Below are 13,912 nucleotides of genomic sequence, written 5' to 3'. Positions count from 1 at the left end.
CGCATCCCTTATCTCGAACCTACGAGGAGCCTACGTGGATCTCTACGAATACCAAGCACGCGATCTTTTTGAAAAGCACAACGTTCCTGTATTACAAGGCGCTGTTGCAACAACCCCAGAGCAAGCACGTGATGCTGCTGCGAAGATGGGAACTAAGGTTGTCGTGAAGGCACAGGTTAAAGTGGGCGGTCGTGGAAAAGCTGGTGGCGTAAAGCTTGCAGTAGATCCGGCAGATACTTTTGAAAAGGCAAGTGCCATTCTTGGAATGGACATTAAGGGCCACACAGTTCACAAAGTGATGATTGCCCAGGCAGCACCTATCGTTGATGAGTATTATGTCTCCATTCTTCTTGATCGCTCTAATCGCACATTCCTTGTGATGGCATCTGTTGCCGGTGGTATGGAAATTGAAGAGGTAGCACACACTGCTCCTGAAAAACTTGCAAAGGTTCCTGTCAGTGCGGTCGATGGAATCTCACTTGCAAAGGCGAAAGAAATTGTTGCCCAAGCTAAGTTTCCCGCAGATGTCGCAGCTCAAGTTGCCGATGTATTGGTAAAGCTATGGGAGACATTCCAATCAGAGGATGCAACCCTTGTTGAAGTAAACCCACTTGTGAAGACTGAAGATGGTCGCGTTGTTGCACTCGATGGCAAGGTCACTCTCGATGAGAATGCAGATTTCCGTCAGCCAGATCATGAAGCACTCGTTGACCATGACACTGCAAATGCTCTTGAAGCTGCTGCAAAAGAGAAGGGCCTGAACTACGTCAAGCTCGATAACGGTCAAGTTGGAATCATCGGAAACGGTGCAGGACTTGTGATGTCGACTCTCGATGTTGTTGCCTACGCTGGCGAAAAATTCGGTGGAATGCGCCCTGCTAACTTCCTTGATATTGGAGGCGGTGCATCTGCGCAGGTGATGGCAGATGGGCTTTCGATCATTCTTGGCGATCCTGATGTGAAGAGCGTATTTGTGAACGTATTCGGTGGAATTACAGCATGCGATGCTGTGGCAAATGGAATTGTTCAAGCGCTAGAACTACTTGGACCAAAGGCGACAAAGCCGATTGTTGTGCGCCTTGATGGAAACAATGTTCTTGAGGGACGTGCAATTCTTAACGCTGCAAACCACCCATTGGTTGAGCAAGCTGAAACCATGGATGGAGCAGCATCACGTGCTGCAGAATTGGCGGCAAAGTAATGTCAATTTTTATTAACTCATCAAGCAATGTCATCGTTCAAGGCATGACGGGCTCTGAAGGAACTAAGCACACACGTCGTATGTTGGCATCAGGCACCAAAGTCGTCGGTGGAGTAACACCGGGCAAGGGTGGTCAAGTAGTCGATATCGATGGAACATCACTTCCTGTCTTCAACACAGTTGCTGAAGCGATGGCTGCAACAGGTGCCAATGTCTCTGTCGTCTTCGTTCCGCCTAAGTTTGCAAAGGCCGCGGTCATTGATGCAATTGATGCAACGATGCCGCTGGTAGTTGTCATTACTGAAGGAATTCCTGTGCATGACTCTGCATACTTCTATGCATACTCACTACAAAAGGGAACAACACAGATCATTGGGCCAAACTGCCCAGGACTAATTAGCCCTGATCAATCTAATGTCGGCATCATTCCTGCAGATATTACAAAGCGTGGACCAATTGGACTTGTTTCAAAGTCAGGAACATTGACCTATCAGATGATGTATGAACTACGTGATATTGGGTTCTCAACAGCTGTTGGCATCGGTGGAGACCCTGTTATTGGAACAACTCATATTGATTGCCTTCGTGCATTCCAAGATGATCCTGAGACAACAGCGATTGTGATGATCGGTGAAATTGGCGGAGATGCGGAAGAGCGTGCAGCAGCATTCATCTCTGAATATGTAACAAAGCCTGTTGTTGGTTATGTTGCAGGATTTACAGCACCTGAAGGAAAGACGATGGGCCATGCAGGTGCAATCGTCTCTGGCTCTTCAGGCACAGCGCAGGCTAAGAAAGATGCGCTAGAAGCAGCTGGGGTCAAGGTTGGACAAACACCAAGTGAAACCGCGCAATTGATGCGCGATGTTCTAGGTCGCTAGTTCTCCTATGCAACGCGTCCTCTCGGTCTCGTTGTCTCATGTAATACGTAGCGCCGCTTTTCTTCTCCTCCCATTTTCATTTCTCGCACTCATCGCTTGGGCTACCGCAGGTAGTGCAAGTGGCAGTACGACAGATCCCATAAGAGGCGCTGTCTGGATTTGGCTTGGTGCGCACCACATACCTTTTCAATTAGAACTTCCACCAACAGGAATAGCTGGGTATCTGACCTATCTGCCGATTGGAGGAGTGGTTCTTCCATTCATTGCAATTCGCTCTGCATTTAATCGTGCAGCAGATCGCCTGCAAGGAGATTTCCACGATATCAACGGCGTGCGCATCATTTTCGCGGCGTTGTATGCACTCCTTGTTACAGCTCTTTCATTCTTAAGTAAGTCTGATGCAATCACACCGCAGTGGTATTTAGCTCCTCTGATTGCATTCTTGATAGCACTCGTTGCCACTCTCACTGCAGGCGTCCGGGTTGCGCTCTCACGCCCAGTTCGTATTGCTGCGCGCATATGGGCTTTGATCCTTGGCGCATCTCTGACCATGGTTACCATATTGATCTTCATTAACTTTTCTCAAGTAAAAGACATCACGACAACACTGCAGCCTGGTTTCTTTGGTGGCTTATTACTTCTCTTCCTCAACGTTCTCTATCTTCCAAATGCCGCAGTTGCGCTAGCTTCATACTTTGCAGGAACTGGATTGGCTGTGGGTGCAGGAACTCTCGTTTCACCATTGTGGTATCAATTGGGACAAATACCGGCGCTGCCACTTCTTGGCATTCTCCCAACAGGTAAGCAACCATATGCACTCTTTGGAATTCTTCTATTTATTGGACTAGGAGTTCTCCTTGCTCGATGGTCACTTGTCTATGGAATACAAGCGCTAATTCAGAGTTATACCTTCACAGTTGTGGGAGCCATTCTTATTGGATATCTAGCAAGTGGTTCGCTGATGACAGCTGAGATGGGTGCGATGGGAGTTTCTATATGGAAATTTGCACTCTCAATAGCAGTTGAAGTGGGACTGGGAGCTGCTGCAACGATGTTGATTATGAATAGAAATCTGCGATGAAACGGATTGTCATCCTCGCATCAGGAAGTGGAACCCTTGCTCAAGCAATCTTTGACGCACAGCTTGATGCAGATATCGTTGCGGTGATCTCAGATCAGAAAGATGCAGCTGTTATAGAACGCGCACACACAGCACATATTGAAACTTTTACGATTCCCATGTTGCCAGATCGCACAGAGTGGGATCGCGAGCTTGAAACTCTTATTGCAGCTCTCAAACCAGACCTCGTTGTGAGTGCAGGGTTTATGCGCATTCTCTCCGAGCGCATCACCAGCAAATTTAAGATCATCAATAGCCATCCTGCTCTCTTGCCACTATTTCCAGGAGCCCATGCTGTTCGCGATGCTCTGGCTGCTGGGGCCACGCAGACTGGAACAACGATTCATTGGGTCGATGCAGGCGTTGATACAGGCCAGGTGATTGCTCAGGAGCGCGTGGAGATCCTTGCTGGCGATACGCAGGAGTCACTGCACGAGCGCATTAAGATTGTGGAACGGGGTCTCATAGTTGCGACCATTGCAGAACTCTTACCAACTCTGGAGAAGACCAATGGCTAATCGCAAACCAATACGACGCGCACTTGTCAGCGTCTATGACAAAGAGCGACTTCTTGAACTCGGTAAGTGTCTATCAGATGCTGGTGTTGAAATTCTCTCAACAGGATCTACAGCAAAGACTCTAGCTGGTGCTGGCATTGCCGTTACTGAAGTCAGTAACTACACAGGTTTCCCAGAAATCATGGGCGGTCGTGTGAAGACGTTGCATCCAAAGATCCACTCAGGAATCTTGGCTGATCAGAATAATCCAGAACATCTCAAAGCGATTGCAGATCTAGATATCGCTCCCTTTGATTTGGTTGTCATCAATCTTTACCCCTTCGCATCAACGATTGCATCAGGTGCTGATTTTGCTGAGTGCATAGAGCAGATTGATATCGGTGGCCCTTCCATGCTGCGGGGAGCTGCAAAGAACCACGGTTCTGTAGCTGTTGTTTGTAATGAATCTCAATACGACCATGTCATTACATCCATTAAAGCTGGTGGATTTACTGATGAAGAACGTAAACGTTTGGCACTTGATGTCTTTCGCACAACAGCTGAATATGACCTGACTATCGCAAGCTGGCTTGGATCAACGATGAGCCATGAGGTGGAAGATCTCGATTGGCTGGGACTTATTTGGAAGCGCGAGAATTCATTGCGCTATGGCGAGAACCCGCATCAGAAGGCTGCGATATATCGAGGCGGCCCTGCCGGAATTGTGAACGCAGTTCAATCACATGGCAAAGAGATGTCATTTAATAATTACACCGATGCAGATGCTGCATGGCGAGCAGCCCTTGATCACTCCGAACCCTGTGTTGCCATCATCAAGCATGCAAACCCTTGTGGAGTTGCAGTGGGTTCAGATATTGCAGATGCCTATGCAAAGGCACATGCATGTGATCCAGTGTCGGCCTTCGGTGGCGTAGTTGCGGCGAATAGAAAAGTTACCGTTGCAATGGCGCAGCCACTTTCACAGATTTTTACTGAAGTAATTATTGCCCCGGAGTATGAACCAGCAGCCCGTGAAATATTAATGAAGAAGCCATCTATTCGAATTCTCACATGCCCTACAACACAGATATCTCCACTTGAACTTCGCCCAGTATCTGGGGGAGTGCTTGTGCAGCAGACAGATTTGATTAGCGCTGAAGGCGATGATGCAAAGAATTGGAATCAGGTAACAGGCTCACCTGTTTCAGCAGATGTAATGAAGGATCTTGTATTTGCCTGGCGCTCAGTGCGCGCTGTGAAGAGCAATGCAATCTTGCTTGCTAAAGAAGGTGCAGCAGTAGGAATTGGTATGGGTCAGGTCAATCGCGTTGATTCTGCAAAGCTTGCAGTAGATCGCGCAGGAGATCGCGTCGCAGGAAGTGTGGCAGCATCGGATGCATTCTTCCCATTTGCTGATGGTCTAGAAATCCTCACCACAGCAGGGGTTACGGCAATTGTTCAGCCAGGGGGAAGTGTGCGCGATGAAGAAGTAATCGCTGCAGCCACCAAGGCAGGCGTGGCAATGTTCTTTACCGGCACTCGACATTTCTCACACGCATAGAGCAGCCAATAGGATTCACTCATGAGCGCAGAAGTACTTGATGGCAAGGCACTTGCCGCATCCATCAAGAAAGTCCTTGCTGCTCGCACCGTCGCTCTTAAAGCTAAGGGAATTACTCCGGGGCTAGGAACTGTCCTTGTTGGTGATGACCCAGGTTCACACTCCTATGTGAGTGGCAAGCACCGCGACTGCCAAGAAGTTGGCATTAACTCCATCCGTATTGATCTCCCCGCATCTGCTACGCAAGCAGATGTTCTTGCTGCGATTAAAGATCTTAACTCAGCAAGTGAGTGCACGGGATATATCGTGCAGCTTCCACTTCCGAACGGGATTGATACTCAAGTAATTCTTGAAGCGATTGATCCTGATAAAGATGCTGATGGATTACACCCAATGAATTTAGGTCGACTCGTTGCAGGTTATGACGCACCACTTCCATGCACACCTCGCGGAATCGTGGAACTGATTAACCATTACAAGATTTCACTTGCGGGAGCAGAAGTTGTTGTCATTGGTCGCGGGCTCACTGTTGGACGCCCACTCGGACTTCTTCTTTCTCGTAAGCAAGAGAATGCAACAGTGACTCTTACTCATACTGGAACAAAAGATTTAGCAGCTCATACAAAGCGCGCAGATATTGTCGTCGCTGCAATTGGCAAGGCGCATTTCCTTAAGGCCGAGATGATTAAGCCAGGGGCTACAGTCCTCGATGTTGGAATATCTCGCACAGATGCAGGATTGCTTGGCGATGTTGATCCTGGCGTGATGAATGTGGCTGCATTTGTTGCACCGATGCCTGGAGGCGTTGGACCAATGACGCGTGCAATGCTGTTGACGAATGTGGTTGATGCATGCGAGCGATAACAGGCCTTCAACTTCGCGCTGCATACATCGCGATTTCACTCGGCGTTCTTGCAGGCATTGCAGGATTTGTTCGCACTGGCGCCCTGCTGATCTCAGCTGGCACCGGTGTGATTGCCCTCTCTCAGTGGGATAAGCGACGAATTGAGCGCTACCTCCCGCTGGCAATTGCAATCATTCTCTTTGGTCTGGCAATAGCCCTTCCGAAGGGGTTGTAGAGTTCTCTCGACGTCAAGATATATCCAGTTCTAGCTAAAAAGGAAAACTTTTATGTCAAAGAAAGTCACCGTTGTAGGTGCAGGTTTCTATGGTTCAACAACAGCTCTTCGTCTTGCCGAATACAACATCTTCGATGAAGTTGTATTAACAGATATTCTCGAGGGAAAGCCTGAAGGCTTGGCGCTCGATATGAACCAATCACGTTCCATCGAAGGATTCGAAACCAAGATCACTGGAGCAACCACAACTGCTGAAGGCGCTGGATATGAAAAGACAGCTAACTCAGATGTAGTTGTCATTACAGCAGGCCTTCCACGTAAGCCTGGTATGAGCCGTATGGATTTGATTGGCGTTAATGCTGGCATCGTCCGTGGCGTTGCAGAAAATATCGCTAAGCACTCACCGAATGCGGTCATTATCGTGGTCTCAAACCCACTTGATGAGATGACAGCACTTGCTCAGATTGCTACTAACTTTCCTAAGAACCGCGTGATGGGTCAAGCAGGAATGCTTGATACTGCGCGCTTTACCAACTTTGTTGCTGAAAAGCTCGGCGTTGAAGTGGGGTCGGTCAAGACTCTGACCCTTGGATCACACGGTGACACCATGGTGCCAGTTCCAAGTCGCTGCACCGTTGGTGGCGTTCCACTGTCGGATAAGTTGTCACAAGCTGAGATTGATGAACTTGTTGATCGCACACGCAATGGTGGCGCAGAAGTTGTTGCACTCCTTAAGACAGGTTCTGCTTATTACGCACCATCTGCAGCCGCTGCCCGTATGGCAAAGGCTGTTATCGAAGATTCAGGTGCTGTGATGCCAGTGTGTGCATGGGTTGATGGCGAATACGGAATCTCAGGTGTTTATCTCGGCGTTGAAGCAGAGATTGGCAAGAGTGGTATTCGCAAGGTTGTTGAAAGCAAGCTCACCGATGCAGAAGTTGCATCCCTGAAGGAAGCTGCTGAAGCAGTCCGCGCTAAGCAAGCAGATGTTTTAACTCTTTAATCACAAGAAACTAACCGGAGAAGATAATGTCAAAGATCAAGGTAGAAGGCACAGTTGTAGAGCTCGATGGCGATGAGATGACCCGCATTATGTGGCAGTTCATCAAGGATAAGTTGATCCTGCCTTATCTCGACGTCAACCTTGAGTACTACGACCTTGGCATGGAACACCGCGATGCAACCGATGATCAGGTCACTATCGACTCTGCAAAAGCAATTCAGAAGCATGGCGTTGGTATTAAGTGCGCAACTATTACTCCTGATGAAGCACGCGTTGAAGAGTTTGGCCTGAAGAAGATGTGGAAGTCTCCCAACGGAACTATCCGCAACATCCTTGGTGGCGTGATCTTCCGCGAACCAATCATCATCAGCAACGTTCCACGTCTTGTTCCACATTGGACTAAGCCGATTGTTATCGGTCGCCACGCATTTGGTGATCAATACCGCGCAACAGATTTTAGGGTTCCAGGAGCTGGAAAGCTCACACTCTCTTTCGTTCCTGAAGATGGATCTGCACCTCAAGAGTTTGAAGTCTTTAAATTTGAATCATCAGGTGTGGCAATGGCGATGTATAACGTCGATGATTCCATCCGCGACTTTGCTCGCGCATCCCTTAACTACGGACTGCTTCGTAAGTTCCCCGTCTATCTTTCAACAAAGAACACCATCCTTAAGGCATATGACGGACGCTTTAAAGATATCTTTGAAGAGATTTATCAAGCAGAGTTCAAGGCTGAATTTGAAGCTGCAGGAATTTGGTATGAGCACCGCCTTATCGATGACATGGTTGCAATGTCACTTCGTATGGAAGGTGGCTATGTCTGGGCTTGTAAGAACTACGACGGAGATGTTCAGTCAGATACCGTCGCACAGGGTTACGGCTCACTTGGTTTGATGACATCTGTATTGATGACACCAGATGGAAAGGTCTGCGAATCAGAGGCAGCTCACGGAACTGTGACACGTCACTACCGCGATCACCAGGCTGGCAAGGCAACATCTACCAACCCGATTGCATCCATCTTTGCTTGGACTCAAGGTCTTGCTCACCGCGCAAAGCTTGATAACAACGCTGAACTTGCGAAGTTTTCAAAGACTCTTGAGCAGGTCTGTATTCAGACTGTAGAACAGGGAAAGATGACAAAGGATCTCGCGCTTCTGATCTCAAAGACTGCGCCATATCAAACGACGGAAGAGTTCCTTAACTCAATCGATGAAAATCTTAAGAAGGCGATGGCTTAAAGCTTCGGCTTAAGAAAGCCTATGGATCAGAACCCAGGTGCGATTGCGCTCGTAGGTTCTGGTGAATATTCAGTACAGATGCAGGAGCTGGAAACACAGCTTCTGCATCGTGCTATTTCTAAGGGTAAGAGAAATACCTTTATACAGATCCCAACTGCCTCCTCGCATGAAGGCGATGCAAGCCGTGAGAAGTGGAAGCGTCTGGGTCAAGAACAATCTGATCGTATTGGTAGTGAATGTATTTACCTGCCGATTCACGAACGTGATGATGCGTTCAACGCAGAATTTGTAGATGCGATAAAAGATGCAGGGTTGATCTACTTCTCTGGGGGAGACCCTCATCGCGTTGCCGAGATTTATCGAGATTCACCTGTGTGGCAGAAGATTGTTGAAGAGTGGCGAACCGGCACTTCCCTTGCTGGATGTTCTGCAGGGGCTATGGCCTTTGGTGGAAGCATTATGGGTTTGCGCCGCTCTCAACATAGCGAAGGCCTTGCACTGCTTCCTGATATTGAAGTGATTCCGCACTACGACAAGATGCTTGGCTGGTTACCTGACCGCGTTGCAGCATTTATTACACAGAGCATTACCAGAGGAACTCTGCTTGGAATTGATGAGAACACCGCCCTTGTGCTTACTGATGCGTGGCGTAGATATGGTCGCGGCAAAGTTCACGTCTTACGTGGTTCGCTCGAATTTGAGGAATAAAAAACCCGCCGCAGTGATGCGACGGGCTTTTTACTAAGTTGGACTTAGTTAATGCGTAGACCTGTTGTTGAATCAAAGAGGTGTAGAGCACCTGCAACGTTTGCCACTGTGACTGTCTGACCAGCCTTAGGTGGATTCTTTGGATCCCAGCGAACAATTACTTGAACGCCTTCTTCAGTTGCATTTGCAAACTTCACATTGCTATCTGCAGGCTTTCCATAGACGAATGCATCAGAACCAAGTTCTTCAACAACTTCTACGAGAACGTGGAAGCCCTTATCTGCAGGGATCCAACCTTCTGGACGAATACCTACTGTGACAGATGAGCCAGCAGATGCTGGAACATCAATATTGAGATCTCCGAGTTGAGCCTTTCCGCCTGATACAGGTGCGGTAAGAAGGTTCATTGCAGGAGAGCCGATAAAGCCTGCAACGAATGCATTTGCTGGCTTATCGTAGAGATTACGAGGAGTATCGACTTGCTGGAGCAAGCCATCCTTAAGAACTGCAACGCGATCACCCATGGTCATAGCTTCAACCTGGTCGTGTGTTACGTAAACAGTTGTAATTCCAAGGCGACGCTGAAGAGCGGCGATCTGTGTACGAGTTGCAACGCGCAACTTCGCATCAAGGTTTGAAAGTGGTTCATCCATTAAGAACACTTGTGGTTCGCGAACAATCGCGCGACCCATTGCAACGCGCTGACGCTGTCCACCTGAAAGCGCTTTTGGCTTGCGCTCTAGGTATGGCTCAAGGTCGAGCAACTTAGCTGCTTCACGAACTCGCTTCTCACGCTCTGCCTTATCGACGCCTGCGATCTTGAGTGCGAAGCCCATGTTCTCTGCAACGGTCATGTGTGGGTAGAGCGCATATGACTGGAAGACCATCGCGATATCGCGATCTTTTGGTGCAACGTTTGTGACGTCACGATCTCCAATAAGAACTCGACCACCGTCGATCTCTTCAAGTCCTGCCAACATACGAAGTGATGTTGACTTACCGCAACCTGATGGTCCAACAAGAACAAGGAACTCTCCATCTGCGACGGTGAGGTTGAGCTTGTCTACTGCAGGAGCTGTTGTGCCTGGGTAGATACGTGATGCGTTTTCGAATACAACTGATGCCATTTTTTACATTTCCTTATCCGGGCAGGTACGTGCCCGACGGTCCGAGGATGAAGGTGCTGGTCGGTTGACCAGCGTGGGCAAGGCTATGTCACAGGGGAGCGTTTAGGAAGTGCTTTCGCTAGACTTCTCACATCATGGAAAGCCACCCCCCGGGATCTATCTTCCCTGCAGTAGCCCTTGTCGTCGGCCTCATCTTTCTGGGAGCACTCTTTGTCGCAGCTGAGATTGCCCTAATCTCCCTGCGCGAAAGCCAGATCAAGCAGATCGCTACACGGGGAAAGCGCGGGGCAAAGGTTGCCGAAGTTGCAGCAAATCCCAACAGACTCTTAGCAGCCCTTCAAGTCGGTGTAACAGTCACGGGATTTCTCTCGGCAGCCCTAGGCGCCGAAAAACTTGGCGTCTATGTGATCCCTTGGCTTGAAGAACTAGGAGTTGCTTCTAGGACCGCCAATACAACATCACTCGTTGGTGTCACTCTTATCATCGCTTACTTCTCACTTGTATTCGGCGAGCTTGTTCCTAAGAGAATTGCTCTCTATCGCGCGGAGGAGATTGCACTTGCATCCGCTGGAATCGTGCAGATCCTTACCCATCTTTTCCGCCCCATCATCTGGATTCTTTCGCACTCAACAAGTCTTGTCGTTCGCCTCTTTGGGATTGACCCTAAAGAGCAACGTGCTCAGATTTCAGAAGAGGAGCTCCTAGATCTCGTTGCAGGTCATGCTGCCCTTACCGATGAAGAACGTGACATCGTTGAAGAAGTATTTAACGCATCAGAGCGCCAGGTTCATGAAGTGATGGTTCCGCGTACTGAAGTTGATTTTATGGATGCATCGCTGACGGTGAGTAAGGCAATTGCGCTCGCTATCGAAAAGGCACATTCACGCTATCCGGTTGTTCGTGGCTCATCTGATGAAGTCATTGGATTTATCCATGTGCGCGACTTGCTCGATACTTCGCTTGCAAATTCCAATGCAAAGATTCAAGAACTTGCACGCAATATTATGTATTTACCTGGAACTAATGGAATTTTGCCTGCGCTGACTGAGATGCGTAATCAGCGCCAGCATTTAGCAATCGTTCTTGACGAATATGGTGGAACAGATGGCATCGTTACCCTCGAAGATCTTGTCGAAACCCTTATCGGTGATATTCGCGATGAATATGATGGAGATGAGAAAGATGTCTCTCTTGAATCTCGCACAGGTGACTTCGAAATTGATGGCCTGATCTCCCTGGAAGACCTTCTAGAGCAGACGGGAATCGAACTCCCAGAAGGGCCTTATGAAACCGCAAGCGGTTTTGTGATGCATTTCCTCGGTCGAATACCGGTTATTAGCGACATTGTTGGAGTTAATGGAGTCCGAATCACAGTGCTTTCTATGGAAGGAAAGCGCGCTGGCCGACTATTGATCTCGCGTAACTACTAAGTCGTGCGAGAATTACAACTATGAAGCGCGTTCTCTCTGGCATTCAGCCAACCAGTGATTCTTTCCACCTGGGAAATTATCTAGGTGCTGTAAAGCAATGGGTGGAACTCCAGGACGGTCACGATGCTTTCTATTGCATCGTGGACCTGCATGCGCTCACTATCGAAACCGATCCTGCTCTACTTCGTAAGCGCACTCTGGCATCTGCAGCACAATTGCTTGCACTCGGCATCTCACCCGAGAAGTCCACGCTCTTTGTGCAGTCACAAGTTCCGCAGCACAATCAATTGGGTTGGATCATGGAGTGCCTGACTGGTTTCGGTGAAGCAAGTCGCATGACGCAATTTAAAGATAAGTCTTCTAAGGCAGGAGCTGATTCTGCAAGGGTTGGGCTCTTTACCTATCCGATGTTGCAGGCTGCAGACATCCTGCTCTATCAAGCGCACTTCGTTCCTGTGGGCGAGGATCAACGACAACACATTGAACTCACTCGCGATTTAGCTGGACGATTTAATGCGCGCTATGGACAGACCTTCCAATTACCTGAGGCATATATTTTAAAGACAGCTGCAAAGATCAACGATATTCAAGAACCAACTGCAAAGATGAGTAAATCTGCAGGATCGGCTGCAGGCGTTATTGAAATCATGGATACACCAGAGGCAAACTTGAAGAAGATTAAGAGTGCGATGACTGATGCGGGGCGCGAAGTGAAGTATGACGTGGCGCAAAAGCCTGGCATCAGTAACCTTCTTACGATCCATTCAGCGCTCTCAGGGCGCACAATTGCAGAGCTCGAAAATGAATTTGATGGCAAGGGCTATGGAGACTTTAAGGCAGCAGTTGCAGATGTGGTTGTTGAATACCTACGCCCTATTCGCGCACGGGCAATGGAGTTGCTTGAAGATGAAAAGCACCTCTTACAGATTTTGCATCAAGGATCTGAGAAAGCTCGGGCGGTTGCGCAAGAGACGATTGCAACCACCTATAAGAATTTAGGCGTGGTTCTTTAATGAAGATTCGCTCCATCCTCCTTGCAGTGGTGCTTGGGGCATCACTTGTCTCAGCTCCTGCTCATGCTGCGCCTGAACTCAGCGTGGGAGTCGCCTATGACATTGGTGGCCGTGGAGATAAATCCTTCAATGATGCCTCCGCTGCAGGACTTGAGAAGGCTCAAAAGCAATTCGATTTCAACCTTGAAGCAGTAGTAACCGATGGAACAAGTGCCGATCGCGAAAAACGTATTCGCTCATTAATTACAAAGAAGTGCAATCCCATCATCGCAATTGGCGCTGGATATGCAGCAACCTTGCAGGCACTCGCTGTTGAATTTCCTAACACTCAATTCGCAATCATTAATGATGCAAGCGTTGCAGCTCTTAATGTGACCTCTGTGGTCTTTGCAGATACTCAAGGCGCGTACCTTGCAGGCTTTAGCGCAGCTCAAGTAAGCAAGAGCGGCAAAGTTGCCATGATTGCCAATCCTGATCAAGCAGATCTCTATAAGGATGGATTTTCGGCTGGAGTATTTGCCAGCAAGAAAAAAGTGATTCCCATTGTTAAATATGTCTCTGGCTCGTATTCACTTGCAACTACTCAGGTCCTAGATGCGGGTGCCGATGTTGTCTTTGCAGCAACTCATGGGTCGAACTCAGAGATTTTCAAAGTCATCGTCTCTCGCAATGCGAAGAAGAAGGGCTCAAATATTGGCCTTATCAATATTGAACCTGATCAGTACATCACAGTGACAAGTGCAACAAAGAAGTTCCTTTTTGCATCTGTTGTTAAGCGTGTTGATAAAGCGATCTACGATGTCATCGCACTCTCTGTTGCCAAGAAGGCATACCTGGATATTCTTGATGGCGATGCCGGTATCTACGGGCGCCGCTATGGCATTACAGGCGGGGGAATCGAATTCACGATTCGCTCCAAGGAGCTTGCAGCCATGAGCGATTCCATCAATCTGGCTGCTGCAACCGCGGAGAAAATCCTCGCATAGCTTTAAAGTTGAACTTGAGAGTTTTCTCAAATGTTATATGCCACACCCTCGAAATAGGCAGCATT

The 13,912-nt window shown here is 48.5% G+C and carries 14 protein-coding genes; 13 read left to right on the top strand and 1 reads right to left on the bottom strand.

Features of this window, described 5'->3' with window-relative positions; translation table 11 throughout:
- Positions 1-34 precede the first annotated feature (34 nt).
- From sucC to A1sIIA65_RS05265, 10 genes are read left to right on the top strand one after another with little or no spacing between them, the layout of a single operon-like run.
- Entirely contained in the window at positions 35-1,201 is a 1,167-nt protein-coding gene (gene sucC / locus A1sIIA65_RS05310; RefSeq protein WP_095676521.1) for an ADP-forming succinate--CoA ligase subunit beta, read from the top strand.
- Positions 1,201-2,082: a succinate--CoA ligase subunit alpha gene (sucD, locus tag A1sIIA65_RS05305; protein ID WP_095676520.1), complete on the top strand. Its 882-nt coding sequence runs from the start codon at positions 1,201-1,203 to the stop codon at positions 2,080-2,082. The genes sucC and sucD overlap by 1 nt, the downstream gene beginning before the upstream one ends.
- A 7-nt stretch (positions 2,083-2,089) precedes the next feature.
- Positions 2,090-3,163: a cell division protein PerM gene (locus tag A1sIIA65_RS05300; RefSeq protein WP_095676519.1), complete on the top strand. Its 1,074-nt coding sequence runs from the start codon at positions 2,090-2,092 to the stop codon at positions 3,161-3,163.
- Complete coding sequence (purN, locus tag A1sIIA65_RS05295; protein ID WP_095676518.1) at positions 3,160-3,720, top strand: phosphoribosylglycinamide formyltransferase; 561 nt, start codon at positions 3,160-3,162, stop codon at positions 3,718-3,720. Before A1sIIA65_RS05300 ends, purN begins: the two co-directional genes overlap by 4 nt.
- Positions 3,713-5,260 carry a bifunctional phosphoribosylaminoimidazolecarboxamide formyltransferase/IMP cyclohydrolase gene (gene purH / locus A1sIIA65_RS05290; RefSeq protein WP_095676517.1) on the top strand — a complete coding sequence of 516 codons (1,548 nt, stop codon included), beginning with the start codon at positions 3,713-3,715 and terminating at the stop codon, positions 5,258-5,260. The genes purN and purH overlap by 8 nt, the downstream gene beginning before the upstream one ends.
- A gap of 21 nt (positions 5,261-5,281) precedes the next feature.
- Positions 5,282-6,124, top strand: a complete 843-nt coding sequence (locus tag A1sIIA65_RS05285) for a bifunctional methylenetetrahydrofolate dehydrogenase/methenyltetrahydrofolate cyclohydrolase (protein ID WP_095676516.1) — start codon at positions 5,282-5,284, stop codon at positions 6,122-6,124.
- Positions 6,112-6,339, top strand: a complete 228-nt coding sequence (locus A1sIIA65_RS05280) for a hypothetical protein (protein WP_095676515.1) — start codon at positions 6,112-6,114, stop codon at positions 6,337-6,339. Before A1sIIA65_RS05285 ends, A1sIIA65_RS05280 begins: the two co-directional genes overlap by 13 nt.
- Before the next feature lie 52 nt (positions 6,340-6,391).
- A complete protein-coding gene (mdh, locus tag A1sIIA65_RS05275; RefSeq protein WP_095676514.1) occupies positions 6,392-7,342 on the top strand; it encodes a malate dehydrogenase in 951 nt (316 codons plus the stop codon).
- A 26-nt stretch (positions 7,343-7,368) separates the two neighbouring features.
- A complete protein-coding gene (locus A1sIIA65_RS05270; RefSeq protein ID WP_095676513.1) occupies positions 7,369-8,583 on the top strand; it encodes an NADP-dependent isocitrate dehydrogenase in 1,215 nt (404 codons plus the stop codon).
- Positions 8,584-8,604: 21 nt separating this feature from the next.
- A complete protein-coding gene (locus A1sIIA65_RS05265; RefSeq protein WP_095676512.1) occupies positions 8,605-9,291 on the top strand; it encodes a Type 1 glutamine amidotransferase-like domain-containing protein in 687 nt (228 codons plus the stop codon).
- Between the two features lie 44 nt (positions 9,292-9,335).
- Here A1sIIA65_RS05265 and A1sIIA65_RS05260 read toward each other — a convergent pair whose 3' ends face one another.
- Positions 9,336-10,418, bottom strand: a complete 1,083-nt coding sequence (locus A1sIIA65_RS05260; RefSeq protein WP_095676511.1) for an ABC transporter ATP-binding protein — start codon at positions 10,416-10,418, stop codon at positions 9,336-9,338.
- A 134-nt stretch (positions 10,419-10,552) separates the two neighbouring features.
- Between A1sIIA65_RS05260 and A1sIIA65_RS05255 the strand changes: the two genes are divergently transcribed.
- The 3 genes from A1sIIA65_RS05255 to A1sIIA65_RS05245 are packed head-to-tail and all read left to right on the top strand — an operon-like array spanning position 10,553 to position 13,847.
- Positions 10,553-11,848 (top strand): hemolysin family protein, encoded by a 1,296-nt coding sequence (locus A1sIIA65_RS05255; protein ID WP_095676510.1) that lies wholly within the window; start codon positions 10,553-10,555, stop codon positions 11,846-11,848.
- Between the two features lie 20 nt (positions 11,849-11,868).
- Positions 11,869-12,861 carry a tryptophan--tRNA ligase gene (gene trpS / locus A1sIIA65_RS05250; protein ID WP_095676509.1) on the top strand — a complete coding sequence of 331 codons (993 nt, stop codon included), beginning with the start codon at positions 11,869-11,871 and terminating at the stop codon, positions 12,859-12,861.
- Complete coding sequence (locus A1sIIA65_RS05245) at positions 12,861-13,847, top strand: BMP family lipoprotein (RefSeq protein ID WP_095676508.1); 987 nt, start codon at positions 12,861-12,863, stop codon at positions 13,845-13,847. The genes trpS and A1sIIA65_RS05245 overlap by 1 nt, the downstream gene beginning before the upstream one ends.
- The last annotated feature ends 65 nt before the right edge of the window (positions 13,848-13,912 follow it).

The organism is Candidatus Planktophila dulcis, from assembly GCF_002288225.1.
Taxonomy (GTDB): Bacteria; Actinomycetota; Actinomycetes; order Nanopelagicales; family Nanopelagicaceae; genus Planktophila; species Planktophila dulcis.
This window is presented reverse-complemented; position numbering and strand designations above follow the sequence as displayed.